Source organism: Micromonospora vinacea (genome assembly GCF_015751785.1).
Classification (GTDB): domain Bacteria; phylum Actinomycetota; class Actinomycetes; order Mycobacteriales; family Micromonosporaceae; genus Micromonospora; species Micromonospora vinacea.
In genome coordinates this window covers 5,319,052-5,344,840 of sequence record NZ_JADOTY010000001.1, presented here as the reverse complement: position 1 = coordinate 5,344,840, position 25,789 = coordinate 5,319,052, and the positions used below count along the sequence as shown (strand labels likewise).

Below are 25,789 nucleotides of genomic sequence, written 5' to 3'. Positions count from 1 at the left end.
ACGATCGGGTCTGCCGGCCGCACCGGGTGCACCGGCAGGGTCGAGGCATGGAAAACACCCGGACGTACGCGGACAGCGCCACCGCCGTACCGTCACCCGCGCCCCTGCCCACCGCCGACCCGGCGCCCTCGGCCCCGACACCGACCACCGCCGTCCCGACCACCGCGACCCCGACCAGCAGCAGGCGGCGGCTGCTGTGGCACCTGGGCGAGATGGCAGTGGCGATGGTTGCCGGGATGCTGCTGCTCGGGCCGTTGTGGGAGCTGGCCGGCACCGCGCTGGGCATCGGCGACACCCTGGCCCGGCCGGACGTCGCCGCACTGGTGATGGCCACGAACATGACAGTCGGGATGACTGTGGGAATGCGCTACCGGGCGCACCACTGGGACGCGGTCGGCGAGATGGCCGCCGCGATGTACGTCCCGTTCCTTCTGCTGCTGGTGCCGTTCTGGGCCGGCCTGATCGACGCCGACGCGCTGCTGCTCGGCGGTCACCTGCTGATGATTCCCGCGATGGTGCTGGTGGCGGTCCGACACCGGCACGAGGCGTTGGCGCCGGTACGCCGACACCGGGTCGTGGTGGCGCTCGCCCACCGCTGGCCGGCCGGGTTGGCGCTGCTGATGACCGTGGACATGTGGGTCGACCCGAGCGTGCTCAGCCCGTGGACGATGCTGGTGCTGCCCGGCGGCTACCTGGTGATCGGCATGGCCCGCCGCACGCTGGGCGGGCGCGGCGTGCTCGCCACCCAACTCGCCGGTCTGGCCGTCTGGGTCACCCTGACGCTGGTCGCGGTGATGGCCGGCGGGCGGACCGCCGACTGGCTGGTGGCGTTCGGGTGGTTGGCGCACGCCGGCTGGGACCTGGCGCACCACCGCGGCCGGGTGGTGCCGCGCGGCTACGCCGAGTTCTGCGTGGTGCTCGACGTGGCCCTCGCCGCGGTGATGGTACTGGCCATCCTGACCACCGACGCCTGATCGAGGCCGCCACCGGGATCTCGGAACAGGCGCAGCACGGGCTCGCTGACAGCTCTTGTGGCGGTCGCCGCAACGGCCCGGACGGCGTGATGAAAGGCTTGGCACATGAGTTCCGCACCTGCACAGCACGACGCACCGATTGACGCCACCCCCGACGGCACCGACGAGGTGAGCGCCTTCACCGAGCTCGGGCTGCGCGCCGAGCTGCTGGGCGCGCTCGCCGCCCTCGGGTACGAGGAGCCGACCCCCATCCAGCGGGAGGCTATCCCACCGCTGCTGGAGGGTCGCGACCTGCTGGGTCAGGCGGCCACCGGCACCGGCAAGACGGCCGCGTTCGCGCTGCCGCTGCTGAACCTCATGGCGGCCCATCGTCAGGGCGGCGACCCGGTGGCGCTGGTGCTGGTGCCGACCCGGGAGCTGGCGGTGCAGGTCTCCGAGGCGTTCCACCGCTACGGCAAGGATCTCGGCGCGCGGGTGCTGCCGATCTACGGTGGGCAGCCGATCGGGCGGCAGCTGCGGGCACTGGACAGCGGCGTCGACGTGGTGGTGGCCACCCCGGGGCGGGCCCTCGATCACATCGCCCGGGGCACCCTGCGCCTCGGTGGGTTGGCCACGGTGGTGCTCGACGAGGCCGACGAAATGCTCGACATGGGCTTCGCCGAGGACATCGAGGCGATCCTGGAGCACGCCCCGGCGCAGCGTCAGACGGTGCTCTTCTCGGCCACCATGCCGTCGCGCATCGACGGGATGGCCCGCCAGCACCTGCGGGAGCCGGTGCGGATCGAGATCGGCCGGGAGCAGCCGGTCGCCGGTGAGGCGCCCCGGGTGCGGCAGAGCGCGTACATCGTCACCCGGGCGCACAAGCCGGCCGCCCTGGGTCGGGTGTTGGACGTGGAGTCCCCGACCGCGGCGATCGTGTTCTGCCGCAGCCGGGAGGAGGTCGACCGGTTGACCGAGACGATGAACGGTCGGGGCTACCGCTCCGAGGCGCTGCACGGTGGCATGAGCCAGGAGCAGCGCGACCGGGTCATGGGCCGGCTGCGGGCGGGCACTGCCGACCTGCTGGTGGCCACCGACGTGGCGGCCCGGGGGCTGGACGTCGAGCAGCTGACCCACGTCGTCAACTACGACGTGCCGTCCGCCCCGGAGTCGTACGTGCACCGGATCGGTCGGGTGGGTCGGGCTGGCCGCGAGGGCGTGGCGATCACCCTCGCCGAGCCGCGTGAGCACCGGATGCTCAAGACCATCGAGCGGGTGACCGGCCAGCGGATCACCATCGACAAGATCCCCACCGTGGCCGACATGCGTACCCGACGGCTGGAGCTGACCCAGGCGGCCCTGCGCGAGAGCCTGCTGGAGGACGACCTCGACCCGTTCCGGGTGATCGTGGAGACGCTGACCGACGAGTTCGACCTGATGGAGGTCGCGCTCGCCGCCGTGAAGCTGGCCCACGAGGTGACGTCGCCGGGCTCCGACGACGAGGAGGAGATCCCGCAGGTTCCGGTGCGCGGGCCGCGCGAGGGTCGACCGGAGACCGGTGGCCGGGGCGGCGACCGGCGGGGCGGCGGCCGGCCACGCTCCGGCGGTGGCAACACCGTCCAGGTCTTCGTCGGTTTGGGCCGACGCGCCGGGGTGCGCCCGCAGGATCTGGTCGGCGCGATCACCGGGGAGACCGGCATCCGCGGCCGGGACATCGGCTCGATCGAGATCGCCGACCGGTTCTCCCTGGTGGAGGTGCCGCAGGGGGTGGCCGACGAGGTCATCTCCGGGTTGCGGCAGAGCACGATCAAGGGCCGCAAGGCCACCGTCCGCCGGGACCGCGGCGGCGACGAGCGCTGAGCCCGCCGTCGGCGACCGCCGGGGTACGGCGGTCGCCGACGCGGGTCAGAGGGCGTACGGGCCGAAGCGGCCCCAGGCCACCACTGCGGCGAGGACGAGCAGCACCGCGCAGGCGACCGCGCCCTGGATCTCGGTGCGACGCCCCTCCTGGGTGGTCTGCTGTTTGCGATCACGCAGGTGCACCAGGATGCCGCCGATCATGACGATGACCAGCCCGACGGCGGCGAGCGGGGTGAGCACTGTGCCGATGCCGGTGAGCGCGGGCAGCACGAGCCCGGCGGCGGCCAGCAACTCGACAGAGCCGAGCGCCTTGACCTGTGACGGCGGGACCGGGTCCACCCATCGCATCACGTCGCGCAGCTTCTCCTTGGGCTGGCTGAGCTTGGCCAGCCCGACGCCGGCGAAGATGGCGGCGAGCAGGATCTGAATGATCCAGAGCACCACGTTCACGGGGGTTCCTCCAGGGGGGCGCCTCGCGGCGGTGAGGTGGTTGACGGGGCAGACGAGACAGTAGACCTCCCCCACGTACCGACAGGGCCCCCGCCGTCTTGCGACGGCGGGGGCCCGAATGGTTGGAGCGTCAGACGGTGAAGAGCGCCGGACCGTCCAGCGTCGTCACGTCGGCCGGGCGCAGCGCCAGGGCGAGCACGTCGGCCACGTCGGCCAGGGTGTGCACGGTCAGCGCCTCGCGCACCTCGGTCGGCAGGTCGTCCAGGTCGGGCTCGTTGCGCGCCGGGATGATCACCTCGGTGAGACCGGCCCGGTGCGCGGCGAGCAGCTTCTGCTTCACCCCACCGATCGGCAGCACCCGACCGGAGAGCGTCACCTCACCGGTCATCCCGAACTCGGGGCGGACCGGACGACCGGTGACCAGCGACGCCAGGGCGGTGACCATGGTGATGCCGGCGCTCGGGCCGTCCTTGGGCACCGCGCCCGCCGGGAAGTGGACGTGGATCCGGCGTCCCGCCAGGGCGTTCGGGTCGATGCCGAACCGCCGCCCGTTGGAGCGCAGGTAGGAGAGCGCGATCTGCGCCGACTCCTTCATCACGTCACCGAGCTGGCCGGTCAGGGTCAGCCCCGGCTCGCCCTCCATGCTGGTCGCCTCGATGAAGAGCACGTCCCCACCGGCGCCCGTGACGGCCAGGCCGGTGGCCACGCCGGGCACGGCCGTGCGCTCGGCCGATTCCGGGGTGAACTTCGGCCGACCCAGGTAGCCGGCGAGGTTGTCGGCGCCGACGCGTACCGGCGTCGGGTCCGTCGCCAGCGTCACCGCCACCTTGCGCAGGATCTTGGCCAGGGCACGCTCGAGCTGCCGGACACCGGCCTCCCGGGTGTACTCCCCCGCGATCAGCGCGAGAGCCTCGTCGGCGACGCCGACCTCGTCGACGGTCAGCCCGGCCCGCTCCCGCTGCCGGGGCAGCAGGTGGTCGCGGGCGATGGCGACCTTCTCGTCCTCGGTGTACCCGTCCAGGGTGACCAGTTCCATCCGGTCCAGCAGGGGGCCGGGGATGGACTCCACCACGTTGGCGGTGGCCAGGAAGAGCACGTCGGACAGGTCGAGGTCGACCTCCAGGTAGTGATCCCGGAAGGTGTGGTTCTGTGCCGGGTCGAGCACCTCCAGCAGGGCGGCGGCCGGGTCACCGGCGTAGCCGGCGGCCAGCTTGTCCACCTCGTCGAGGAGCACGACCGGGTTCATCGAACCGGCCTCGCGCAGCGCGCGGACGATCCGACCGGGCAGCGCCCCCACGTAGGTACGCCGGTGCCCGCGGATCTCCGCCTCGTCGCGGACGCCGCCGAGCGAGACCCGGACGAAGTTACGCCCGAGCGCCCGCGCCACGGACTCGCCGAGGCTGGTCTTGCCCACTCCGGGAGGGCCGGCGAGGGCGAGGACCGCGCCGGAGCCGCGACCGCCGACCACACCGAGGTTGCGCTCGGCCCGCCGGTTGCGCACCGCCAGGTACTCCAGGATGCGGTCCTTCACGTCGGACAGGCCGGCGTGGTCGGCGTCGAGCACCGCCCGGGCCGCGGCCAGGTCGGTGTTGTCCTCGGTACGCGTGCCCCACGGCATCTCGAGCACGGTGTCCAGCCAGGTACGGATCCAGCCCGCCTCCGGGGAGGCGTCGCTGGCCCGCTCCAACTTGCCGACCTCGCGCATGGCCGCCTCGCGTACCTTCTCCGGCAGCTCGGCGGACTCGACCCGGGACCGGTAGTCGGCGGAGCCGTCCGGCTCGTCCTCGCCCAGTTCCTTGCGGATCGCGGCGAGCTGCTGGCGGAGCAGGAACTCGCGCTGGGACTTCTCCAGCCCCTCGCGGACGTCGCTGTTGATCTGCTCGGTGACCTCCTGCTCGGCCAGGTAGTCCTTCACCCAGCCGACCAGCAGTTCCAGCCGGGCGGTGACGTCCGGCGCGGCGAGCAGTTCGGTCTTCTGCTCCAGCGTCAGCCAGGGCGCGTAGCCGGCCGAGTCGGCCAGCTCGGAGAGATCGGTCATCCGCTCCACCGCGTCGATGACCTGCCAGGCGCCCCGCTGTTGAAGCACTGAGGTCACCAGGGCGCGGTACTCGCGGGCGAGTTCCCGGGCCCGACCGGCGTAGGCGGGTTCGTCGAGTTCGGTCGCCTCGACCCAGAGGGCGGCGCCGGGGCCGGGCACGCCGGAGCCGATCCGGGCGCGGGACAGGCCACGGATGACGGCGGCGGGCTCACCCTCGGGCAGCCGGCCGACTTTTTCGATGGTGGCGACCACACCGACCGGCCCGTACTCGCCGTCGATGCGCGGCACGGCCAGCAGCTTGCGGTCGCCGGTCGCCCGCGCCGCGTCGATCGCGGCCTGGGTGGTGGGGTCGAGGGTCACCGGGATGACCATGCCGGGCAGCAGCACGGCGTCGGTCAGGGGAAGTACCGGAAGAGTTGCCATCGAACACCTGCTATCGCGTTGAGTTGAGCGTGTCTCACTCAAGTAACAAAGCGTTCCCCTTGTTCCGGCCTGTGACCTAGACCACTGGGTTGGTGCCGTAGAGGCGCGGGTCACCCGGGGGCAACACCGGTTCCGGCGCGTTCGCCCGCGGGTTGTCGTCGTACCGGAACTCGCCCTTGCCGTCGGGTGAGGGCCCGGAGGCCCAGCGCCCCTGGGCGGCGTCGGTGCCCGAGGAGAAACCCAGGTAGGTGTAGCTGTACTCCTCGGTGAACTCGCCCGAGTCCGGGAACGCCTCCGGCACCGGCATCTCCTCCAGCCCGTCCTCCTTGAGCTGCTCGATCGCCGCCAGCCACATGTTCTGGTGCATCGTGTCGCGGGCCAGCAGGAAGCGCAGCATCTGCTTGACGCCCGGGTCGTCGGTCATGTGGAACAACCGGGCCACCTGGAGCCGACCCTGCGCCTCGGCGGTGACGTTGAGCTGGAAGTCGGCCAACAGGTTGCCGCTGGCGGTGATGAACGCGCCGTTCCAGGGCACCCCGTTGGAGTCGGTGGGCAGGGCCCCACCCCCGCCGTGGATGAAGTGCGCCGGGTTCTCACCGGCGTAGGTCGCGGCGCCTCCGGGGTCCTCCGCGATCCCCTCGGTCAGCGACAGCGGCGCGCTGTCCAACAGCCGGGTGATCATCGTGACGATCATCTCGACGTGGCCCATCTCCTCCGTGCCGACGTCGAGCAGCAGGTCCTTGTACTTGCCGGGCAGCCGGCAGTTCCACCCCTGGAAGAGATACTGGTTGGCGACGGTCATCTCGCCCCACTTGCCGCCCAGCACCTCCTGCAACCGGCGGGCGAACGCCGCGTCCGGGCCGTCCGGCTTGGCCTCGAACTGCAGATCCTTGACGTGGCTGAACATCCAACCTCCTCGGTACCAGAAACAGGTAGCGAGGCCGTTCCCGCCCCGGTGACCCGAGCGGGCCAACCGATGTCCCGGCCGGGTCAGCGCAGCGGGCGGGCCATCGGCAGCAGCACCTCCAGCGCCACGCCGCGCGGCCGTAGCCGGTGCGCCCGCAACGCTCCCCCGTCCGTCGCGACGAGCTGCCGGGCGATCCACAGGCCCAGCCCGGACATCCCGACCGCCGGCGCCGGACGCCGCAGCGCCACCAGCAACGCGTCGTCGACCCGACCCTCGTCGGTGACCAGGATGCTCAGGCCGGGGCCGCGCACTGTGGCATAGAGCCCGACCTGTCCGTCCGGTGGCCCGTGCCGCAACGCGTTCTGCACCAGGTTGACCAGGACCTGTCGAGTGCGTCCGGCCGGCACCGGCCAGGAGGCCGCCCGCCGGGTGGCCCGCGCCCGCCGTCGGCCGGCCGGCACCAGCGCGGCGGCCTCCCGCAGAATGCCCGCCAACGCGACGGCCGGCTCCGGCTGCGGGGCCAGCGTCAGGACGCCGGTGCTGGCGGTCGCGTCGCGCAGCAGGCTCTGCAGGTGGGCGGCCTGGTCGCGGGCCAGCTCACTGATCGCCCGCCGGTCGTCGCTGGTCAGCTCGCGGCGCTCGTCGGCCAGCGCGCGGGTCAGCGAGGTCAGGGTGCTGATCGGCGTCCGGAACTCGTGGCACAACACGCGCAGCAGCAACTCCGAATCGGCCGCCGGGGGGCGACTCACGTCGGGTGTCGGCTCGATGGGGCGCAACCCTCGCAGCAGGTCCCGCAAACCGTGCCGTACGCGCATCCACCCGACTCCTCTCGTATGGTGCGAACCCGCATGATCGGTACCCGCTGGGGAACGGCGCAGACATGCCGGGAGCCTCCACCTTGCGACTCGTCGTCGTGGACGATCACCCACTCTTCGTCCGCGGCCTGGAGTTGCTGCTTCCGATCACCACCAACGGCCGCGTCGAGGTGGTCGCCTCGACCGGTGACGCCGCCGCGGCGGCGGCGCTGGTCAGCAACTGCTGCCCCGACCTGGCCCTTGTCGACCTGCACATGCCGCCGCCCGGCGGCGTCCGGGCGGTGGCCGCGATCCGACGGACCACCCCACGGGTACGGGTGGTCGCGATGTCCGGTTCCACCGACCCCGGGCCGGCGGTGGACGCGCTGCGGGCCGGCGCCGAGGGGTTCCTGCCCAAGACCAGCGAACCGGAGGAGTTGCTGCCACCGCTGCTGGCCATCCTCGACGGCTGGGCGGTGCTGCCGGCCGAACTCCTGCGCACCATGCTGCGGCCCACCCGCTTCGCGCCCGTCGATCTGGATGGCGAGGAACGGCGGCTGCTGCGGGCGATCGCCACCGGCCGCAGCACCGTCGACATCGCCGAAGAACTGCACGTCTCGGAACGGACGGTGAAACGGATGACCGCCGCGTTGCTGCGCAAGTTGCGGGTCTCGAACCGGGCCGAGGCGGCCGCCGTCGCCGGTCACAGCGGCATCCTCGGGTAATGAAGCTTCGTCACCGGACCGATTCACGGTTTTGCTGGGTAACGGAATCGCGACGCGCCGAATGAATGGAAGGCATATTGTTGCGGATTACCGGGGTGATAGGTCAGACTTTGGACACATCCCGCCGCACACAGGGAGTAATCGGCAATGGCGAGAAAAGTAATCACGGTCCTGACCGACGACCTCGACGGTGGGAAGGCCGACCGGACGGTTGAGTTCAGTCTCGACGGCGTGGCCTACACGATCGATGTCTCCGACGAGAATGCCGGCGTCCTGCGCAAGGCGCTCGATCCGTACATCAATGCGGGTCGGCGGATCGGGCGCGGTCCGGTGGAGAGTGCCCGTTCGGTCCGACGGCCGGGGCGACCCGCCGGCGCGGGAATGGATCGGGAGCAGAACCGGGCCATCCGGGAATGGGCCGTCAAGAACGGCTACAAGATTTCCGAGCGGGGTCGGATCCCGGTCGAGGTCGTCGAGGCGTACAAGAGCCGCTGACCCGAGTCGACGACGGGGCCCCACCGGAAACGGCGGGGCCCCGTCCTCTGTCCGGGCACCTGTTGCGAGCGGCGGCCGGCCACCCCGGGTCGTCGCCCCGGGTGGCCGGCCGCCGTTGGTACGTCAGCTCAGTTGACGTCGATGCGCACCGAGTCGAAGGCGGGGGTCTGGTTGGCCCGCTCCATCATCGGCAGGCGGTGCGAGCCGTCACCGGCCCAGACGGAGCACTGGGCGGTACCCGACTCCGGCAGGCCCGGAATCTGGATCGTCACCTCGTCGGGCTGGGCGCCACCGCGGCCGTCCTCGGTCGCGACGAAGAACGCCGGCACCTCCTGCGGCTCCGGCGGAGCGGTCAGGCTGTCCAGCATGCGGCAGGCGGTGTGGAAGTGACCGCGGACCAGGCCCTGGTCGTTGAGCAGCGAGCTCTCCACGTAGTAGCCACCCTGACCGGCGGCCAGGAAGCGGTCCCGGACCAGGTTGCGGGTGCTGACCCGCAGGGTGAAGGGCTGGTTCTGGCCGACCTGGTCGGGGAACTGGGTGATCAGCAGCGACGGGTTGTTGGCCGCCGCGCCGACCTCACCGAACTCGGTGCTCACGCAGCGGTTGCCGTTCTGGAAACCGTCGTGCGGCTGCAGCCGACTCTCGTCGCAGTCGTTGGCGAGCACGCCGAGCCCGGCGCCGGGCTCGGTGCCACCACCGTTGTTCCCACCGCCGTTGTTCCCACCGCCGTTGTTGCCGCCACCGGGGGTGGTGGTGGGCGTGCTGCCGCCGCCGTTGTTGCCGCCACCGGGGGTGGTGGGCTGCACCTGGCACTCGGCGAGCTGCGCGAGGCCCTGCGGCCGGGGTCCGGCCCGGTCGATGGCGGTCGTGATCCGGTCCAGCACGGCGCGGCGCTTGCCGGCCAACGGCTGGAGGATCGCGTTGCGGATGAACGCCTCACCCTTGTTGCCCTCGGCGGCGAGCCGGCGGTCCGCCTCGGCGATCTGGGTCTGCAACTGGGCGAGGTTGCGGTCCACCTCGGCCCGCGCCCGGTCCGGCACCTGCGGCAGCTTGGCCGCCACGTCCGGACAGGCGATGGCCGTGCCGGTGCCCACGGTGCCGTCCTTGCCGTCCTCGCACTCGGGGACCGACTGCTGTCCGTCACCCCAGTGATTACGCACCCACCGACCGTTCTGCCACGTCCGGCTGGTCGAACCGCCACCGGTCGGCGCGGTCGCGCCCGGGCTCGGCTCCACGCACTGCCCGGAAGCCGGACGTGGCTTATTTGTCCGCCGGTCCTGGGCCGACGAAATCTGAGTCACGGCGACAACTCCGCCGAAGACCGCGAGCGTGCCGACAACTGCCAGCAGACGCTTGCTCCGCGCGTTGCCGGAAGGCCGGCGCGCCCGAGTGGACCTGCGCATCGAATTGCTCTCCTTCTCGATCCGGTAGTGGATTTCTGCCCTCGGCGGACCGACGGATGTGAGGTGGCACGCCCCGGCGGTGACCCGCCGTGACCTACCCGGTAATGCGTCGATGGCCGACGATGCCCTTTCCGCACCGTCTCCCGCGCCCGGTGGAACGCGGATGGGGAGATCCTGTTCATTCGCGCAGGAGTACGGGGCGGCGGCCGGGAAGGTTCAACAGACGCACAGGAAATTGCCGCGACCCGACACGGAGCCGGTGCGGAGCAGGGATCAGCAGGTGAAACGGGCGCCGGTCAGTCGGCGCAGAGGTGGTCGAAGGCGAACCCGCCGACCAGTTCGTGGCGGCGCTGGCTCAGCGCGGCGATCTGCGCGGTCCACTCGGCGCGCGGCAGCAGATCCGCTACCGCGTTCTCCCGCAGTCGCTCCCCCACGGCGACGGTGGCGAGATCCTCGGCCAGCCGGGCCGCGTCGATGCCGCAGGAGAAACGGTGCTCGGTCACCGACACCTGCTCGATGAGGCAGGCGTCGGGGCGTACCTGCATCCAACTCCACCCCTGCGCGGGCCCGTCCACCCAGCGGACGTGCAGCCCTCGCACGATCGGGTCGGCCACCTCCCCGGCCACGTACGCCTCGACCGCCGCCGCGCGGGTCAGCGCGCCGAGGTCGTTGACCGGCCCGGTACGCCCGTCCGGCAGCCGGCCCAGGATGTCCCGGAAGCCCACCAGTGCTGGTTCTGCCCCGGTGGCGGTGGCCCCGCCCGCGGCGTAGGCGCGCGCGTCGATCACGTACTCGACCAGGCGGCGGCCGTGCTCGGCGGCCCGCAACGTCGGCGAACCGATCCGCAGCACGGGCAGACCGGCGGCGGCGCTGACCGCGTCCGTGAGTCGCTCCACCCGCTGCTCCGCCGAGGCGGCGGGCGGCACCGGGCCGATCTGTACGGCGACGACCGGACGGCCGGCGTCGGCGGTGTAGACCACGAAGTCGAAGCTGGCGCGGCTGGCCGAGGTCCACTGGCTGCCGGTCACGCCGGGTGGGCGGCCCTGGAGCAGATCAGTGAGCCGGCGCGCCGACAGGACGCGGTGGCCGGCGCGGCTCAGCAGCGTGTCGCGCCCCGCCTCGGCGGGCAACGCCCGCAGCCAACCGCGGTCGCCACTCCCGGTGCTCGTCATCTGCCTGATCCATCCGCCGGTCGGTCGAGCCAGCCCGAGTCTAGGTGGTCGATCATGGGCCACCGACTTGCGGTGTGACCGGGATCACAGCAGCGCCGACGTTCCAGGGATGGCCGCCAGGTGTATCCAGGCACCGCCGGCACCCGATCGGCCCGGAGGTGACCATGTCGCGACAGCAGTTCGGCTTCCTCGCCGGGTTCCTCGCCGTGGCGGTCTGGGCGCTCGCCGGCGTCGGTGTGACCGCCCTCGCCGTGCTCGCCGGCCTGCTCGGCTGGCTGGTCGTCCGGGTGCTCGACGGCGACCTCGCGGTGACCGGTCTCGGCGACCGCCGCGCCGACGCTCGGCGACGCCGATGACCACCCGCCCGTCCACCGGGACGAACCCCAGCACCGGGCTGGCCGCCGGGACGACCGGTGCGGAACGCCGCGGGGGCGACGCGGCGGACGTCGCACAGATCGCGGTGCAGGCGGCCAGCCTCGTACCGGGCGTGTCCGTCGTCCGCCCGGCGGCGGTCCGCCTGGACGACCGGTCCGTCGGACTCGACCTGCATCTGATCACCTGGTACGGGCACAGCGTGCCGACGATCGCCGAAACGGTCCGGGCGGTGGTCGCCGAACGGGTGACCACCCAGACCGGGCTCAGCGTGGCGGTGGTGACCGTCACCGTGGACGACCTGCTCGTCCCCGGCGTCGACGGGCCAGGAGCCGGCGCCGCCGCACCGGAGGACGGCTGAGATGCGCGCCGCCAACCGGGTTGCCTCGTTGCTGCTGGCCACCGCTCTGCTTCTTGGCGGAGCGGCGGTGGCCGTCCAGGCGCTGCTGCTCACAGCGCACCGCCCGACGCCGCTGGACACCACCGGCTGGTTCGACGCGCTGAGCGGCACCCGGTGGGACGACCCCACCGTCCAGGCCGTGGCCGGCGGAGCGCTCCTGCTGGGCCTGGTCATCCTCGTGGCCCAGTTGCGCCGCTGGACACCGGTCCGCCTGCGCGCCGACGACCGGGACGGCTGGTACCTGCACCGGCGCTGTGTGGAGCGGCGGCTCGCCAATGCCGCCAGCGCCGTGCCGGGCGTCCGCCGTGCCCGGGTCCGGGTCCGACGGCGCGGCGGCCAGTGGCGTCCGCGGGTCCGCGCGACCGGCGACCCGGCGGCCCGGGCGGAGATCGAGTTCGCCGTGCACCAGGAGTGGCACCGCCTGACCGCACCCCGTCCCGCCCGGATCGACGTGCGGCTGTTGCCTCGGCGGCGGCCGGCGTGACAAACGCCGGGCACCGACTGTTGTGGACGATCATCGCGCTGCTGCTGGTGGCCGGCGGCGGGGCGGCGTTGGCGGCCAGCCTCGGCGCGCTGCCCGGCGCTGACCCGACGGCGGTGCTGCTCAGCGCCGACCTGGTCGACCGGTGGCGGATGGCCGCGCCGTGGAGCACCCTGGCCACGGCCGCCGCCGGAGCGCTGTTCGCACTGCCCGGGCAACGCCTGCTGGCCCGGGAGCTGCGGGGCCCGGACGGCGTGCTGCGCGGCACCCTGAGCCACCCCGGACGCCGTCCGGGCCGGACCCGCCTGGCCACCGACGTGCTCGCCGACGCGCTGGTACGCGACCTGACCGGCAACCCCGGGGTACGCCGGGCCCGGGTGGTGCTCACCGGCCCGCCACCGCACCCCGACGTGTGGATCCGGGTGGACCTCACCGCCGACGCGCCGGCCGCCGGCGTACGCGAGCACGTTCGCGCCGCGGTCCGCCGATTCGCGGCGACGACCGACTGCCAGCCCGCACACCTGGACGTGACCGCCCGCATCGAGCCCGGCCACCTGTGACCCGACACCGACCCGAGGGGGATGATCGGGACGGGCGGCGAACGGAGGTACGTGGTGCTGCGGGTGGTGTCGCTGGTGCCGTCACTGACCGAGGCGGTGGCGCTGACCCTGCCGGGTGTGCTGGTCGGTGCCACCGACTGGTGCAGCCACCCGGTCGGGCTCGACGTGGCCCGGGTCGGCGGCAGCAAGTACCCCGATCTGGAGCGGGTGCGCGCGCTGCGGCCGGATCTGGTGCTGCTGAACGTGGAGGAGAACCGCCGGGCCGACGCGGAAGCGCTGCGGGCGGCCGGCGTACCGGTGCGGGTCACCTATCCACGGACCGTTCCCGGCGCGTTGACCGAGCTGGGCGAGCTGCTGACCGAACTGGGTGCGCCGGCGGAGCCGGCCTGGCTACGGGCCGCCCGACGGGCCTGGGCCACGCCGCCCCGGCTGGCGTCGACCCGCCGCGCGGTGGTGCCGGTCTGGCGACGACCCTGGGTGGTGCTCGGCGGCGACACGTTCGCCGGTGACGTGCTGCGCCGCCTCGGCGTGGTGAACACCTACGACGAGCACCCCGAACGCTATCCCCGCCCGACCCTCACCGAGCTGCGCGAGCGGGAGCCCGACCTGGTGGTACTGCCCGACGAGCCGTACCTGTTCACCGCCGACGACGGGCCGGAGGCGTTCCCCGGCGTACCGTGCGCCCTGCTCTCCGGACGGCACCTCACCTGGTACGGCCCGTCGCTGGCCGAGGCGCCCGCGCTGCTCGCCGACCAGCTGTCCCGGCCGGTGCTGGTCGGCTGACCCCGACCGCCGCCCGAGGTCGGGACGCGCGCGGTGCGGCGGCTCAGCACGGGTCGGCGGCTCAGCTGGCGGGGCGGCGGCGGGCGGCCAGGATGCTGGCGCCGATGGAGACCACCAGGGTCAACACCACCACGGCCAGGGTCAACCAGACCGGCAGCTTGCCCACCGGCGTCTCGGCGAGAATCAGCTTCAGCCCGGCGAAGGCCAGCAGCAGCGCGAGCCCGTACCGCAGGTAGCCGAAGTGTCGCAGCAGTCCGGCGAGGCAGAAGTAGAGGCTGCGCAGCCCCAGGACGGCGAACGCGGTGGCCGTCCAGACCAGGAAGGTGTTGGTGGTGATGGCGAGGATCGCCGCCACCGAGTCGATGGCGAAGACCACGTCGGTGGCCTCGATGGCGACGAGCGCCACCAGCAGCAACGTCGCCACCCGCCGGCCTGCCACCCGGGCGGTGAACCGGTCGCCGTGGTACCGGGCGTCGGTCGGCACCAACCGCCGGAACAGCCGGACCACGACGTTGCGTTCCGGATCGACGTCCGGCTTCCCGCGGACGGCCAGCCGCCAACCGGTCCAGATCAGGAACGCGCCCAGCACGAACCCGGCCCAGGTGAGCCGGTCCAGCAGCTCGGCACCGGCGAAGATGAACAGCAGCCGGAAGACGAGCGCGCCCACGACACCCCAGAACAGCACCTTGTGCTGGTAGCCCGGCGGCACCTGGAAGTAGCCGAAGAGCAGCGCGAAGACGAACACGTTGTCCACCGAGAGTGCCTTCTCCAGCAGGTAGCCGGAGAAGTACGCGATGGCCGGGTCACCACCGAGGGCCCACCAGACGACAAACCCGAACAGCAGGCCCGCACCGATCCAGACGGCGCTCCACAGCAGCGCCTCGCGGAGCTCGATGACGTGGTTGTCCCGGTGCAGGAGCACGTCCACGGCGAGCAGCACCGCGATCACCGCGCCGACCGCCGCCCAGGCCCACAGTGGGACCGCGACCGTCGCCTCAGCCACCGACGCCCTCCGCATCGACCACCGCGCACCGCCCGTCAACCAGGCCGGCCGGCCCTTTTCGAGCCTAGGTGAACGCCCGACCCGGCATTGGGCGGTCCACCGAAGTCGGGTCGGGCCCCACTGAGGCGATCCGGCGGTTCCCAGCGGCAACGGCTGAGGCTCCGGCGGGCGCAGCTTCCGCTCAGGCGACCGGCATCACCTGGCCGGGGTCGGAGACCGTGTCGTCGGCGTCGTAGGCGATCGCGTTGGTCACCCGCACGACGCCACTGACCTGCCCCGCGAGCCGACCGGCGAGGTCGACGGCGGAGCGGCGGTCCAGCCGGCCGGCCAGGGTCACGTCACCGTGGCGGACCTCGACCGTGACCAGTCCGTCCCGCACGGCGAGCACCCGGCGAAGCACCTCCTGCACCACGTCCTCGCGAATCTCGGCGTCCGACCGCAGGTGCACCCGCAGCAGGTCGGCACGACTGACGATGCCAACCAGTCGGCCCAGGTCGTCCAGTACGGGCAGCCGCTTGACCTGCTCGCGGTCCATCAGCCGGGCAGCCGCGGACAGCGTCGCCTCCGGATCCGTGGTGACGGCCGGCGCGGTCATCAGGTCGCCGGCCAGCAGGGCCGCGCTCTTGCCCCGGGCACCGCGCCGACGGCGGCTCTCGAAGACCCGTCGCAGTGCCGGCTCACCGGCGCGCTCGACCCGGTGCAGCAGATCGGCCTCGGACACCACCCCCAGCACCCGACGGAAGTCGTCGATCACCGGCACCGCGCTGACTCCGCGGCGCAACAGCACGTCGACGACCTCCCGGTACGGGGTCTCGGCCACCACGGTCTCGACCTCCCGGGTCATCACGTCACCCACCTGCCAGGTTCTCATCACGGCCTCCCTCTCGTGGTCCATCTCGGACGCTACGACCGAGAGCCGACGCTCGTCAGGGCCGCCGGACCGGACCCGAGGGGGGCGAAGGTCCCGACCAGGTGCGGTCTGTCGGCCCTGCCGCCGAGGACGCCGTGGGCGTCCACTGGAGATGCCACCGGGAAGCGCGGTGCGAAGCTGAGAAGGGACGTGGAGACCATGACCGCGACGATCGAGCGGGTCACCGCCGAGAACACCGCTCCGACAGCCGGCACCACTCACCGGCGGGCCGTCCGGTACATCCTGGCCGGCACCCGGCTGGCGCTCGGCTGGATCTTCCTCTGGGCCTTCATCGACAAGATGTTCGGCCTCGGGATGGCCACCGAGTCGAAGAACGCCTGGATCAACGGGGGCAGCCCCACCAAGGGATTCCTGACCTTCGGCGTGACCGGCCCGTTCAAGGACCTCTACGCCGGGATCGCCGGTGCCGCCTGGGCGGACTGGCTCTTCATGGTCGGCCTGGCCGGGATCGGTGTCGCGCTGCTGCTCGGCATCGGCATGCGGGTCGCCGCCGTGGCCGGTGGACTGCTGCTGGTCATGATGTGGACCGCCGTCCTGCCTCCGGAGAACAACCCCTTCATGGACGACCACCTGATCTACGCGGCGGTGCTGGCGGTCCTGGCGCTGGTCAACGCCGGCGACACCTGGGGCCTCGGCCGGCTGTGGGCGAGGCTGCCGATCGTGCGGCGGACGCCCTGGCTCCGGTGAACACCGCACACCCCCTCGGCGGGCGTCACCAGCACTGGTGACGCCCGCCGCGTCGTCGTCCCGCCCGCGCCCGGAGCGCCACCGGGCCCGGGCGGTGGGACGACCGGCGGAGAAGGGCCCCGGAGCAGGTTGCGGGTCCGCCGCACATCGGTGAGGGGTGATCCGGCAGGATCGACGATGACCGGACACATCACCCAACACGGCAGGAGATCCCCGCATGACCCAGGCAGCAGGCGCCCGTTCGGGCAAGCCCGAGGTTGGTCCGATCGAGGGCGCACCGCCGGCCGACCTCGTGATCGAGGACATCACCGTGGGCGACGGTCCGCAGGCCGAGCCGGGCCAGTTGGTCAGCGTGCACTACGTCGGCGTGTCGCACTCCACCGGCGGCGAGTTCGACTCGTCCTGGAACCGGGGCGAGGCGTTCGACTTTCCGCTCGGCGGCGGTCAGGTCATCGCCGGCTGGGACCAGGGCGTCGCCGGCATGCGGGTCGGCGGTCGCCGCCGCCTGATCATCCCGCCGCACCTGGGGTACGGCGACCGGGGCGCCGGTGGCGTCATCAAGCCGGGCGAGACGCTGGTCTTCGTCGTCGACCTGCTCGGCGTGAGCTGACCGATTGTGTCGGGGTCGGCGGCCCACGCCGGCGGCCCCGCTCTCGGCTCAAAGGGCGGAGTCCCACCCCGTCGACCGGGGTCAGGCGGCCAGTTGCAGATCGGTGGTCGCGACCACCGGGCGACGCGCCGCCTCGATCGGCGAGGTCAACTCCAGAATCGGCATCACGCGGTGCAGCCCGCTGACGCGTAGCACCCGCGCCACCACCGGGCTCGGGTCGACCACCACCAACTCGCCACCGCAGGCCCGCACGCGCAGATGCGCGGCGAGGAGCGTGCGAACGCCAGCGGCGGAGAGCAGCCGCAGCCCGGACATGTCCAGTTGAAGCACCGGGCGGGCCGGCGCGGACCACAGCGCGGACCGGAACGCGGCCACCGTGGCGATGTCGACCTCGCCGGCCACCCGCACGAGGACCATCCGGTCACCCACGCTGACCTGCACGTCGAGCCGGTCGCTGTGCTCTTCCATGCCCAGAAATCTAGCCGCCACCACCGACACTTTCGCCCCTCCGCGGAGTGATTCCGGGTACGCCCAGGGGCATACCCCGAGGCGCTCCACCTCCCTCTCGGGGTGGAGTCAGGGGGCCCGGGCGGCGCGCCGCGCGGGCGCGGAACCCGGGGGTCGACCCAGAGCGGGGTGGAGAATAGGCCGATGCTGATCCCCCGGCCCCGTCCACCCCGGCTGATCCGCCCCGTCCGCGAGCCGGCGACCAGCCCTCCGGCGCTCGCCGGGGCCTGGGCCCCCACCGACCGCCGGCTCGACCAGGCCGAGTTGCTGCCCCTCCCCGCCGGCGCCGTCGGCCCCGAGGACGTGCTGGTCGACGACGCCGGGCGGGTGATCAGTGGCGACGAGGACGGTCGGCTCTGGTGGTGGCCGGTCGATGCGCCGGCCGGCACCCCACCCCGGCTGCTGGCCGAGACCGGGGGCCGTCCGCTCGGCATCGAGCTGGACCCGTCCGGCGAGGCCCTGGTGGTCTGCGACGCGTACCGCGGGTTGCTGCGGGTCACGCCGGACGGCGCGGTACGCGAACTGACCGGAACGGCACCCCCGGTGCACCTGGCCAACAACGCGACGGTGGGCCGCGACGGCACCATCTACTTCACCGACAGCTCCGACCGGTTTCCGGTCTCGCACTGGAAGCGGGACCTGCTGGAGCACCGCCCCAACGGTCGGGTGCTGGCCCACCACCCGGGCAGCGGCCGCACCGAGGTGGTGACCGACGGGCTGTACTTCCCCAACGGGATCGCGCTGACCCCTGACGAGTCGGCGCTGATGCTCGTGGAGACCAGCACCCACCGCCTGCTGCGGGTCGAACTGAGCGGCGGTGTGCGGGTCCTCGCCGACCTGCCCGCGTACCCGGACAATCTCGCCTCGGTGGGTGACGGGACGTACTGGATCGCGCTGCCCAGCCCCCGGGTGCCGATCGCCGAGCGGCTGCTGCCCCATCCTCGGCTGCGCCAGATCGCCGCCCTGCTGCCCGACGCGATGCAGCCGCAGCCGCGCCGGTACGGGCTGGTCGCCCTGGTCGACGGCACGGGCGCGGTCCGCCGGACGCTGCACGGTCCGAGCGGGCACTACTCGATGATCACCGGGGTACGCCAGCACGGCGACCAGCTCTGGCTCGGCAGCCTGACCGGTTCCGGGGTGGCCCGCGTACCCCTGGGGTGATGGCCGCAGCCACGGGCGGCGACAGGGCCGGTCCGGCCCGCGTACCCCTGGTGTGACGTGCGGCGACAGGGCCGGTCCGCCGTGTGGCGGGCCGGCCCTGTCCTGCCGTGAGGGGTGTGTCAGCGACCGCTGACCGAGGGCGCCGGTGCGGGCGATCCGCCGGCCACCGCGCCCGGGTGCGCCGGAGCGACCGGTGCGGGCTTCAGCCCGGGCGGCACCGGCAGGGCGCTGCCCCGGGCGAACTCGTCCCAGCTCACGTTCCACGCGGTCCAGCCGTTGCCCGGCTGCAACTCCACCTCGGTGCCCTTGACGGTGACCAGGTCACCGACCTGCGTCACTCCCATCAACCAGTCGGCGGCCGTGGCGGACACGTTCGCGCAACCGTGCGAGACGTTGGTGTTGCCCTGGTCCCCCTCGGACCAGGGGGCGGAGTGGATGAACTCGCCGCCCCAGGTGTAGCGCTGGGCGTCGTCGACGTCGACCACGTAACCGCCGTCCGGCTCACCCCGGGTGTCGAAGGTGACCCGCTCGTGCTTCTCCATGATCACCATCTTGCCGCTGGAACTCGGCGTGCTCGGCTTACCCAGGCTGACCGGGATCCGGCGGACCTGCTTGCCGTCGCGCAGCACCGTCATCTGCTTGGTGGCGTTGTCGATCTCCAGCGAGACCTGTCGTCCAATCTTGGAGGTCGCGGTCCGCTCGGCGTCGCCGACCCGGTCCTTTCCGATCGGCAGACCCTCCAGACCGGCCCGGAGGCTGATGGTGGTACCCGGCTTCCAGAAATCGGGTGCCCGGTAATAGACCTGACTTCCATCCTCAAGCCAGGACCAGGTGCCCGGCTGCGGTGGGTTGGTCTTTACGAACAACCGGCGCTGGACATCCGCTCTGGCCTCTTTTGGAATTCCCGGGTCGAACGCCACCGTTACCGGCATCGCCGTGCCGTACGTCCGATTACCGTTGAAATAGAGGGTGCTGGTGATCTGCGGTTTGGTCGACTTGGCCATCGTCGTGAACGTGGTGGTGCGGGTGGTGGTGGCACCGGAGTCACCGGTCGCTGTCACCTCGGCGGTGTAGGTCCGTCGTGGTTGCAGCGGAGCGCTCGGCACCCAGCCGGAGCCGTCCTCGCGCGGCTCGGCGTTGACCTGCTTGCCCTTGTCGTCGGTGAGGCGTACGCCGGTGACCCGCCCGCCCTTGACCACGGTGCCCACCTCGGCGCTGACCGGGACGTCCCGGGCCTTGTCCCCCGGTGTCACGGCGAGTTCCGGTGGGGCGGCGTGTTTCTTGGCCGGGCCGGTGGCCGACCCCCGGTCGGCGGTACACGCACCCAGGACGAGTGGTGCCGCTGCGATGGTTACCGCCAACAGCGTCAATCGCCGCCTAGACGTCATGTTTCAGTCCCCCCGTTTTCGACTTCCCTCCGCCATATTCTTGCCCGCCTGAGGAGGCTATTCGCGGCATTCGGCAATAATCGGTGGCGCATTTACCGGCGCATTTTCCGACAATGTTCCAATTGGCGGAACAGGGGTTCAACCGACCCGTGTCATGCGCTTTGCTCCGCTTGAGCGACGCGACGTCGACTGTCCGAATGGCGGGTGGTGGCATCTGGGGGCGCGCTCGGTGCGCACCGGGCAGAGGACATCGGTCGCGTGGGGAGGTCATCGACTCGACTTCAAGGAAGTCGCGGTATCCCAGTCGCCCTAACGCCGCGACTTCCATGAACCCGAGTGGATCATGCGCCTGGGTGGACAGGCCGGGCGAGGGCGGGCCGGCCGGGCGAGTGCGGGCACGGACGAACCAGGCCGGGCGGGTCCGGGCGAGTCCGAACCAGGCCGGGCGGATCGCGCGGCGGGTGGGCAAGGGAAGGAGAAGGTCACGCCCGGTGGCGCACCTCGTGGGCAGACTTTTGTCATCTGAAGCGAAACTTCTGCCGAACGCGACGAAGCTTTGCCTTCGTCCGGGGGCAAGGGTAAGGTCTCGATCTAGATAGAGGGTTGCCCATTCGTCGATCAACTTGCCGCCACCTCTGCCGGGTCGCCGCGTTCCGTTCCCGATGGGTCCGGGCCGCACCCGCGCGCCGTCCCTCACCGTCCAGCCGGAGCCCGCCTCCGGCCGGTTCGGCGCGCCCGGCGGACGGCAGTCAGGTCGACCGCCGCCGACGGCGTACCAGCCGTCAGGAAGGGACCACCACCATGGATCAACAACTCAACCGACCGGGGCCGACACCGGCGTCCGAGCCGGTCAGTCGGCGTGGAGTGCTGCGCGCCGCGACCGTTTCCGCGGCTGCCGTCGGCGCCGCCGGCCTGCTCGCCGGCCCGGCCGCCGCCGCGCCCGCCGCCTCCACCGGGCAGGCCGCTGGCCGGCGTCGCGTGCCGGTGGACCGGATCAGCATTCAGCTCTACACGCTGCGCGACCAGCTCGCCGCTGACCTGCCCGGCACCCTGGACGCGCTGCGCCGGATCGGCTACCGGCGGGTGGAGCACGCCGGTTTCGTGGGGCGCACCGCCGCTGAGTTCCGGGCCGCGCTCGACGAGGCCGGGCTGCGGTCCACCTCCGGGCATGTGGGCATTCCGCAGCCGTTCGACGCGGCCACCTGGGAGCAGGCTCTCGCCGACGCCAACGTGGTCGGCTGCAAGAAGATCGTCCACCCGTACTTCGGTCGGGACGCGAGCGGTCAGCCGATCCGGGACCCCGCCGTCTACCGGGCCCTGGCCCGGGACCTGAACCGCGCCGGTCGGCTCGCCGAACGCGCGGGGCTGAACTTCGGCTACCACAACCACCAGCTCGAGTTCGTGCCGCTGACCGGCGGCTCGACCGGCTTCGACATCCTCAGTTCGCAGACCGATCCCCGACTGGTCCACTTCGAGCTCGACCTCTACTGGACCTGGCGGGGTGCCCACGACCCGGTTGACGTGATCCGGGCCAACCGCGGCCGGATCCGCCAGGTGCACGTCAAGGACCTCGACGTCGAGGGTGGCTTCGCCGACCTCGGCGACGGCGTCATCGACTTCGGCCGCATCTTCGCCCACGAGCGGGAGGCCGGCATCGAGGAGTACATCGTGGAGCGTGACGACGCGGGCACCCCGCCGCGCTCCCCCGCCGACGCCCTGGACACCGCTCGCGTCGGCTTCGACTATCTCGCCTCACTTCGGTACTGAAACCACCCCGGGGGACTCACCTGATGAAATGGACCGCATTCGCGTCCGCCCTGCTGCTGGTGACGGCCGGTCTGGCCGTACCACCGTCGGCAGCGGCCGCAGCGCCGGCCGCGCCGCCGGACAGCAGCTTCCAGAAAGTGACACTGAACGACTTCCCGGGCGAGCCGATGAGCCTCGCCGTCCTGCCCGACCTGCGGGTGCTGCACACCTCCCGCACCGGTGAGGTGCGCATCCACGACCCGCGCACCGGGCTGAACACCATCGCCGCCGACATCCCGGTGTACGAGCACGACGAGGAGGGGTTGCAGGGGGTCGCCATCGACCCGAACTTCGCCCAGAACAAGTGGGTGTACCTCTACTATTCGCCGCCGATGGACACTCCGGTGGACGACCCGGCGACCCCCGGCGTCAACGAGGGGGACGCGCCGGAGACCGGCACCGAGGCGGACTGGCAGCGGTTCAAGGGCGCGCTGCGGCTGTCCCGGTTCAAGCTGGACGGGACGAAGCTGAACCTCGCCAGCGAGCAGCAGATCATCGACGTGCCGACCGACCGAGGTATCTGCTGCCACGTCGGCGGCCAGATCGACTTCGACAGCAAGGGCAACCTGTACCTGTCGACCGGTGACGACACCAACCCGTTCGCCTCCGACGGTTACATCCCGATCGACGAGCGGGCCGACCGCCACCCGGCGTACGACGCCCAGCGCACCTCGGCCAACACCAACGACCTGCGCGGCAAGCTGCTGCGGATCAAGGTGAAGGCCGGTGGTGGTTACACGGTGCCGGCCGGCAACCTGTTCAAGCCGGGCACGGCGCAGACCCGCCCGGAGATCTACGCGATGGGGCTGCGCAACGCGTTCCGGTTCGCCGTCGACAGGCGTACCGACGACGTGTACGTGGGCGACTACTCGCCGGACGCCTCCAGCCCGAACCCGGAGCGCGGCCCGGCCGGTCACGGCCGGTGGATGCTCGTCGACAAGCCGGCGAACTACGGCTGGCCGTACTGCGTGACGCCGACGATCGCCTACCGCGACTACGACTTCGCCACCGGCGAGTCCGGCGCCAAGTTCAACTGCAAGCGCCCTGTCAACGACTCACCGCACAACACCGGCAAGCGCGTGCTGCCGCCGGTCGAGCAGCCGGAGGTCTGGTACGCGGCCGCTCCCTCGGCCGAGTTCCCGCAGCTGGGCACCGGCGGCATCTCTCCGATGGGCGGCCCGGCCTACGACTACGACGGGACCAGCACGTCGCGCACTCGCTGGCCGGCCTACTACGACGGGGTCCCGCTGTTCTACGAGTGGTCCCGCGACTACATCAAGGAGTTCCGCCTCGACGAGGACGGCGACGTGACGGACATCCGTCCGGTGGCGCCGTCGCTGGTGGTGGACAACCCGATGGACATGGAGTTCGGCCCGGACGGCGCGCTCTACGTGCTGGAGTACGGCGACGGCTACTTCGCCGAGAACCCGGACGCGCAGCTGTCCCGGATCGACTTCGTCCGGGGCAACCGGACGCCGATCCCGAAGATCAGTGGCACCCCGACCGTCGGGCAGGCTCCGCTGACCGTGGCGTTCTCCAGCGCCGGCACGACCGACCCGGACGGTGACAAGCTGAGCTACGCGTGGGACTTCAACGCGGACGGCTCGGTGGACAGCACCGCTCCGAACGCGAGCTGGACGTTCCCGGAGAACGGCTCGTACACGCCGACGCTGAAGGTGACCGACCGCACCGGCCGGTCCGCCTCGGCAACCCTGCCGCTGGTGGTCGGGCCGACCGCACCGGTCGTCGAGTTCGTCACCCCGGAGGCCGGGCAGCCGTTCCAGTTCGGGCAGACGGTCGCGTACGAGGTGAAGGTCACCGACGACCTGCCGGTGGACTGCTCCCGGGTGAAGGTCACCTACGTGCTCGGGCACGATGAGCACGGGCACCCGCTCTCCACCTCGACGGGTTGCTCCGGGACCATCCCCACCTTCCTGGACGGTGGGCACAGCGGTGCGGACAACCTGACCGCGGTGTTCGTCGCGGAGTACACCGACGCCCCGACCGACCCGGGCGTACCGCCGCAGTCCGCTTCGGCGACGGTGGTGCTGGACCCGACCCCGGTGGCGGGTCTGGCCGGCTGACCAGCTCAAACCGACACAGTGGCGGCGGCCGGATCACTCCGGCCGCCGCCGCACGTCGTTCAGGTCTCACCGGTCTCGCCGGGGACACCGACGGGTGGCCGGTCAGCTCCAGTCGCTGTCCACGTGGTTGTCCCGCCACCGTCCGCCCACCGGCGGGGTGTCCAGTCGCATCCCCTCGTCGGCGTTGCCGGCCAGGTCGTTGTCCTCGACCCGGCAGTCCACGCAGCTGCCCCGCTCGGTGATCCACAGCCCGTGCGTCTGGGTCGGGTTGTCGTGGTTGTCCCAGACCCGGTTGCCCCGGATGGTGGCCGAGTCGAACGGCGCGTCGATGGTGATGCCAGCCCGCAGCTTCGGTGCGGCGGCCAGTTCGTATCCGCATCCCGGCGGTGGCACGTCCCCGCTCCACGCGGTGAACGCGTCCGGGCGGACCGGGGCGAGGGTGAGTTCGTCGCCGGTGTTGGAGGCCACCATGGCCACGGCCTTCCCGACCCGCAGGACCTTGCCCCGGTGCCCGTCGTGCGGCCAGTCGGCCGACCGATCCACCAGGCACCGCTCGCTGTAGTGGACGGCGTCGCCGGTGCCGCCGGTGCCCTCGCCGTACTGGCGTCCGTTGTTGCGGATCCGGTTGTTCAGCAGCACCGCGTCGGTCATCTGGTGGTCGATCCGGATCGCGTCGAGGCCGTTGCCCCAGAATTCGTTGCTCTCGATCACCACGTCCCGCACCGAGCCCCGGTAGCCGCGCCCGAGGTCGTGCGAGTGGTAGCCGTGCCGGCCGTTACCGCTGATCCGGTTGCCCCGGACGGTGTACGGGCCGGGGCTGTTGCCGATGCTGACCCCGTCGCACATGTTGCCGTCGATGACGCAGTCGGTGAGCAGCCCACCCCGGCCGGCCACTGACGAGGTGCCCTGGGCCGACACGTCGAACCCGGTCTCCAGGTTCCCGGTCATCGTGCAGGCGGAGACGATCAGGCCGTCGGCACCCCAGTCGGAGATGCCGAAGCGGTTGCCCTGACTGTGGCAGCCGATGATCCGGTAGCCGCGCGGCGGCGGCCAGTAGTCCTTCTGCAGTTCCAGGAAGATGCCGTTGGTGCCGTTGGCCAGGGCGGTGGAGTTGGTGATGGTCAGCCGCTCCACCGTGCCCCAGCCGCCGATGCCGATCCCGATGCCGGCGCCGCCCATCTGTTCGCCGTTGTCCAGCCGGCCGCAGCCGACCACCACAACGCCGTCGATCAGGGAGTCCTGGAGGAAGTCGCAGCCCAGCCCGGTGGCGGCGGTGTGGTGGATGTAGAGGTTGCGGAAGATGCCCCGCACCATGTACTGGATGCCGAGGCCCTTGGCCAGGTAGTTGTACTCGGCCATGGCGACGCCGGAGCCGTCGATCTGGAAGTCGGCGAAGGTGCAGTCGGCGATGTGCCGGTCCCGGTCGGCGCCGTGCTGCACCGTGGTCCAGAAGGCCAGCGGGGTGGGGTCGGCCCGGTTGCCCTCGTTGCTGAGCATGAAGCGGGTCGCCGCCGGACCGGCCCCGATCAGCGACACACCGCTGCGCCACACCGTGCCCGCGTCCCGGATCGAGTAGATGCCCGGTGGGCAGTAGATGACCCGGGCCCGCCCGTCGGACGCGTACCCGGCGCCGAGACGGTCCACCAGGGCGGCAAGAGCCGGCTGGTCGTTGGTCGAGCCGTCACCGGTCAGCCCGTACTCCAGCGCGTCGCAGTACAGCGGAGCGCCGGCCGAGGCGGGCCGTCGTACCCGGACCGAGTTCAGGAGCAGCTCGTTCGCCACGGCCACAGGTGGGC

Annotated in this window: 25 protein-coding genes; 14 read left to right on the top strand and 11 right to left on the bottom strand. The window is 72.0% G+C overall.

Going from position 1 to position 25,789, the window contains the following annotated elements; all coding sequences use genetic code 11:
- Positions 1-47: 47 nt before the first annotated feature.
- Positions 48-974: a hypothetical protein gene (locus tag IW249_RS25140; protein WP_196923010.1), complete on the top strand. Its 927-nt coding sequence runs from the start codon at positions 48-50 to the stop codon at positions 972-974.
- A 105-nt stretch (positions 975-1,079) separates the two neighbouring features.
- The gene (locus IW249_RS25135) at positions 1,080-2,813 is read left to right on the top strand and encodes a DEAD/DEAH box helicase (protein WP_196923009.1); all 1,734 of its coding nucleotides are present in this window, start codon (positions 1,080-1,082) and stop codon (positions 2,811-2,813) included.
- Between the two features lie 45 nt (positions 2,814-2,858).
- Here IW249_RS25135 and IW249_RS25130 read toward each other — a convergent pair whose 3' ends face one another.
- The 4 genes from IW249_RS25130 to IW249_RS25115 form a co-directional block, all read right to left on the bottom strand.
- Positions 2,859-3,263, bottom strand: coding sequence for a DoxX family protein (locus IW249_RS25130; protein ID WP_196923008.1), 405 nt, complete (start codon positions 3,261-3,263; stop codon positions 2,859-2,861).
- 130 nt (positions 3,264-3,393) lie between these two features.
- The gene (gene lon / locus IW249_RS25125; protein WP_196923007.1) at positions 3,394-5,724 is read right to left on the bottom strand and encodes an endopeptidase La; all 2,331 of its coding nucleotides are present in this window, start codon (positions 5,722-5,724) and stop codon (positions 3,394-3,396) included.
- Positions 5,725-5,800: 76 nt separating this feature from the next.
- Positions 5,801-6,631: a manganese catalase gene (locus IW249_RS25120; RefSeq protein WP_196923006.1), complete on the bottom strand. Its 831-nt coding sequence runs from the start codon at positions 6,629-6,631 to the stop codon at positions 5,801-5,803.
- 83 nt (positions 6,632-6,714) lie between these two features.
- The gene (locus IW249_RS25115; RefSeq protein ID WP_196923005.1) at positions 6,715-7,446 is read right to left on the bottom strand and encodes a sensor histidine kinase; all 732 of its coding nucleotides are present in this window, start codon (positions 7,444-7,446) and stop codon (positions 6,715-6,717) included.
- Positions 7,447-7,544: 98 nt separating this feature from the next.
- Between IW249_RS25115 and IW249_RS25110 the strand changes: the two genes are divergently transcribed.
- Positions 7,545-8,150 carry a response regulator gene (locus IW249_RS25110; protein ID WP_307788699.1) on the top strand — a complete coding sequence of 202 codons (606 nt, stop codon included), beginning with the start codon at positions 7,545-7,547 and terminating at the stop codon, positions 8,148-8,150.
- Between the two features lie 147 nt (positions 8,151-8,297).
- Positions 8,298-8,645: a histone-like nucleoid-structuring protein Lsr2 gene (locus IW249_RS25105; RefSeq protein ID WP_088989485.1), complete on the top strand. Its 348-nt coding sequence runs from the start codon at positions 8,298-8,300 to the stop codon at positions 8,643-8,645.
- Between the two features lie 128 nt (positions 8,646-8,773).
- Here IW249_RS25105 and IW249_RS25100 read toward each other — a convergent pair whose 3' ends face one another.
- Positions 8,774-10,048, bottom strand: a complete 1,275-nt coding sequence (locus tag IW249_RS25100) for a hypothetical protein (protein ID WP_196923003.1) — start codon at positions 10,046-10,048, stop codon at positions 8,774-8,776.
- 296 nt (positions 10,049-10,344) lie between these two features.
- On the bottom strand, positions 10,345-11,220 hold the full coding sequence (locus IW249_RS25095) for a PDDEXK family nuclease (protein ID WP_196923002.1): 876 nt from the start codon (positions 11,218-11,220) through the stop codon (positions 10,345-10,347).
- A gap of 164 nt (positions 11,221-11,384) precedes the next feature.
- Between IW249_RS25095 and IW249_RS25090 the strand changes: the two genes are divergently transcribed.
- Genes IW249_RS25090 through IW249_RS25070 form a run of 5 tightly spaced genes read left to right on the top strand, consistent with a single transcriptional unit; the run spans position 11,385 to position 13,816 of the window.
- Complete coding sequence (locus IW249_RS25090) at positions 11,385-11,576, top strand: hypothetical protein (RefSeq protein WP_196923001.1); 192 nt, start codon at positions 11,385-11,387, stop codon at positions 11,574-11,576.
- Positions 11,573-11,953: an Asp23/Gls24 family envelope stress response protein gene (locus IW249_RS25085; protein WP_196923000.1), complete on the top strand. Its 381-nt coding sequence runs from the start codon at positions 11,573-11,575 to the stop codon at positions 11,951-11,953. The genes IW249_RS25090 and IW249_RS25085 overlap by 4 nt, the downstream gene beginning before the upstream one ends.
- 1 nt (position 11,954) lies before the next feature.
- Positions 11,955-12,476 (top strand): DUF6286 domain-containing protein, encoded by a 522-nt coding sequence (locus IW249_RS25080; protein WP_196922999.1) that lies wholly within the window; start codon positions 11,955-11,957, stop codon positions 12,474-12,476.
- Positions 12,473-13,033 (top strand): hypothetical protein, encoded by a 561-nt coding sequence (locus IW249_RS25075; protein WP_196922998.1) that lies wholly within the window; start codon positions 12,473-12,475, stop codon positions 13,031-13,033. The genes IW249_RS25080 and IW249_RS25075 overlap by 4 nt, the downstream gene beginning before the upstream one ends.
- Before the next feature lie 57 nt (positions 13,034-13,090).
- Positions 13,091-13,816: a helical backbone metal receptor gene (locus tag IW249_RS25070; protein ID WP_196924950.1), complete on the top strand. Its 726-nt coding sequence runs from the start codon at positions 13,091-13,093 to the stop codon at positions 13,814-13,816.
- A gap of 61 nt (positions 13,817-13,877) precedes the next feature.
- On the opposite strand, the gene IW249_RS25065 is transcribed toward IW249_RS25070, so the two are convergent.
- Both IW249_RS25065 and IW249_RS25060 read right to left on the bottom strand, forming a co-directional pair.
- Positions 13,878-14,834, bottom strand: coding sequence for a TerC/Alx family metal homeostasis membrane protein (locus IW249_RS25065; RefSeq protein ID WP_196922997.1), 957 nt, complete (start codon positions 14,832-14,834; stop codon positions 13,878-13,880).
- A gap of 166 nt (positions 14,835-15,000) precedes the next feature.
- The gene (locus IW249_RS25060; RefSeq protein ID WP_196922996.1) at positions 15,001-15,690 is read right to left on the bottom strand and encodes a CBS domain-containing protein; all 690 of its coding nucleotides are present in this window, start codon (positions 15,688-15,690) and stop codon (positions 15,001-15,003) included.
- 189 nt (positions 15,691-15,879) lie between these two features.
- Between IW249_RS25060 and IW249_RS25055 the strand changes: the two genes are divergently transcribed.
- Positions 15,880-16,437 (top strand): DoxX family membrane protein, encoded by a 558-nt coding sequence (locus IW249_RS25055; protein WP_196922995.1) that lies wholly within the window; start codon positions 15,880-15,882, stop codon positions 16,435-16,437.
- 217 nt (positions 16,438-16,654) lie between these two features.
- A complete protein-coding gene (locus IW249_RS25050; RefSeq protein WP_196922994.1) occupies positions 16,655-17,047 on the top strand; it encodes an FKBP-type peptidyl-prolyl cis-trans isomerase in 393 nt (130 codons plus the stop codon).
- 81 nt (positions 17,048-17,128) lie between these two features.
- Here IW249_RS25050 and IW249_RS25045 read toward each other — a convergent pair whose 3' ends face one another.
- Positions 17,129-17,515: an STAS domain-containing protein gene (locus IW249_RS25045; protein WP_196922993.1), complete on the bottom strand. Its 387-nt coding sequence runs from the start codon at positions 17,513-17,515 to the stop codon at positions 17,129-17,131.
- Between the two features lie 183 nt (positions 17,516-17,698).
- Between IW249_RS25045 and IW249_RS25040 the strand changes: the two genes are divergently transcribed.
- Positions 17,699-18,715: an SMP-30/gluconolactonase/LRE family protein gene (locus IW249_RS25040; protein ID WP_196922992.1), complete on the top strand. Its 1,017-nt coding sequence runs from the start codon at positions 17,699-17,701 to the stop codon at positions 18,713-18,715.
- A 119-nt stretch (positions 18,716-18,834) separates the two neighbouring features.
- Here the strand turns inward: IW249_RS25040 and IW249_RS25035 are convergent, their stop codons facing one another.
- Positions 18,835-20,103: a L,D-transpeptidase gene (locus tag IW249_RS25035; protein ID WP_196922991.1), complete on the bottom strand. Its 1,269-nt coding sequence runs from the start codon at positions 20,101-20,103 to the stop codon at positions 18,835-18,837.
- A gap of 801 nt (positions 20,104-20,904) precedes the next feature.
- On the opposite strand from IW249_RS25035, the gene IW249_RS25030 reads away from it, so the two are divergent.
- Positions 20,905-21,870 (top strand): sugar phosphate isomerase/epimerase family protein, encoded by a 966-nt coding sequence (locus tag IW249_RS25030; RefSeq protein ID WP_196922990.1) that lies wholly within the window; start codon positions 20,905-20,907, stop codon positions 21,868-21,870.
- A 23-nt stretch (positions 21,871-21,893) separates the two neighbouring features.
- A complete protein-coding gene (locus IW249_RS25025) occupies positions 21,894-23,993 on the top strand; it encodes a PQQ-dependent sugar dehydrogenase (protein WP_196922989.1) in 2,100 nt (699 codons plus the stop codon).
- A 102-nt stretch (positions 23,994-24,095) separates the two neighbouring features.
- Here IW249_RS25025 and IW249_RS25020 read toward each other — a convergent pair whose 3' ends face one another.
- Positions 24,096-25,775, bottom strand: coding sequence for a right-handed parallel beta-helix repeat-containing protein (locus IW249_RS25020; RefSeq protein ID WP_196924949.1), 1,680 nt, complete (start codon positions 25,773-25,775; stop codon positions 24,096-24,098).
- Between the last annotated feature and the right edge of the window lie 14 nt (positions 25,776-25,789).

What these genes read in the sequence shown, in the direction of transcription:
- IW249_RS25140 (WP_196923010.1), top strand. Translation starts at nt 48, where the DNA reads ATGGAAAACACCCGGACGTACGCGGACAGCGCCACCGCCGTACCGTCA.
- IW249_RS25135 (WP_196923009.1), top strand. Translation starts at nt 1,080, where the DNA reads ATGAGTTCCGCACCTGCACAGCACGACGCACCGATTGACGCCACCCCC.
- lon (WP_196923007.1), bottom strand. Translation starts at nt 5,724, where the DNA reads ATGGCAACTCTTCCGGTACTTCCCCTGACCGACGCCGTGCTGCTGCCC.
- IW249_RS25120 (WP_196923006.1), bottom strand. Translation starts at nt 6,631, where the DNA reads ATGTTCAGCCACGTCAAGGATCTGCAGTTCGAGGCCAAGCCGGACGGC.
- IW249_RS25115 (WP_196923005.1), bottom strand. Translation starts at nt 7,446, where the DNA reads ATGCGCGTACGGCACGGTTTGCGGGACCTGCTGCGAGGGTTGCGCCCC.
- IW249_RS25105 (WP_088989485.1), top strand. Translation starts at nt 8,298, where the DNA reads ATGGCGAGAAAAGTAATCACGGTCCTGACCGACGACCTCGACGGTGGG.
- IW249_RS25100 (WP_196923003.1), bottom strand. Translation starts at nt 10,048, where the DNA reads ATGCGCAGGTCCACTCGGGCGCGCCGGCCTTCCGGCAACGCGCGGAGC.
- IW249_RS25095 (WP_196923002.1), bottom strand. Translation starts at nt 11,220, where the DNA reads ATGACGAGCACCGGGAGTGGCGACCGCGGTTGGCTGCGGGCGTTGCCC.
- IW249_RS25090 (WP_196923001.1), top strand. Translation starts at nt 11,385, where the DNA reads ATGTCGCGACAGCAGTTCGGCTTCCTCGCCGGGTTCCTCGCCGTGGCG.
- IW249_RS25085 (WP_196923000.1), top strand. Translation starts at nt 11,573, where the DNA reads ATGACCACCCGCCCGTCCACCGGGACGAACCCCAGCACCGGGCTGGCC.
- IW249_RS25080 (WP_196922999.1), top strand. Translation starts at nt 11,955, where the DNA reads ATGCGCGCCGCCAACCGGGTTGCCTCGTTGCTGCTGGCCACCGCTCTG.
- IW249_RS25065 (WP_196922997.1), bottom strand. Translation starts at nt 14,834, where the DNA reads ATGCGGAGGGCGTCGGTGGCTGAGGCGACGGTCGCGGTCCCACTGTGG.
- IW249_RS25060 (WP_196922996.1), bottom strand. Translation starts at nt 15,690, where the DNA reads ATGAGAACCTGGCAGGTGGGTGACGTGATGACCCGGGAGGTCGAGACC.
- IW249_RS25050 (WP_196922994.1), top strand. Translation starts at nt 16,655, where the DNA reads ATGACCCAGGCAGCAGGCGCCCGTTCGGGCAAGCCCGAGGTTGGTCCG.
- IW249_RS25045 (WP_196922993.1), bottom strand. Translation starts at nt 17,515, where the DNA reads ATGGAAGAGCACAGCGACCGGCTCGACGTGCAGGTCAGCGTGGGTGAC.
- IW249_RS25040 (WP_196922992.1), top strand. Translation starts at nt 17,699, where the DNA reads ATGCTGATCCCCCGGCCCCGTCCACCCCGGCTGATCCGCCCCGTCCGC.
- IW249_RS25035 (WP_196922991.1), bottom strand. Translation starts at nt 20,103, where the DNA reads ATGACGTCTAGGCGGCGATTGACGCTGTTGGCGGTAACCATCGCAGCG.
- IW249_RS25030 (WP_196922990.1), top strand. Translation starts at nt 20,905, where the DNA reads ATGGATCAACAACTCAACCGACCGGGGCCGACACCGGCGTCCGAGCCG.
- IW249_RS25025 (WP_196922989.1), top strand. Translation starts at nt 21,894, where the DNA reads ATGAAATGGACCGCATTCGCGTCCGCCCTGCTGCTGGTGACGGCCGGT.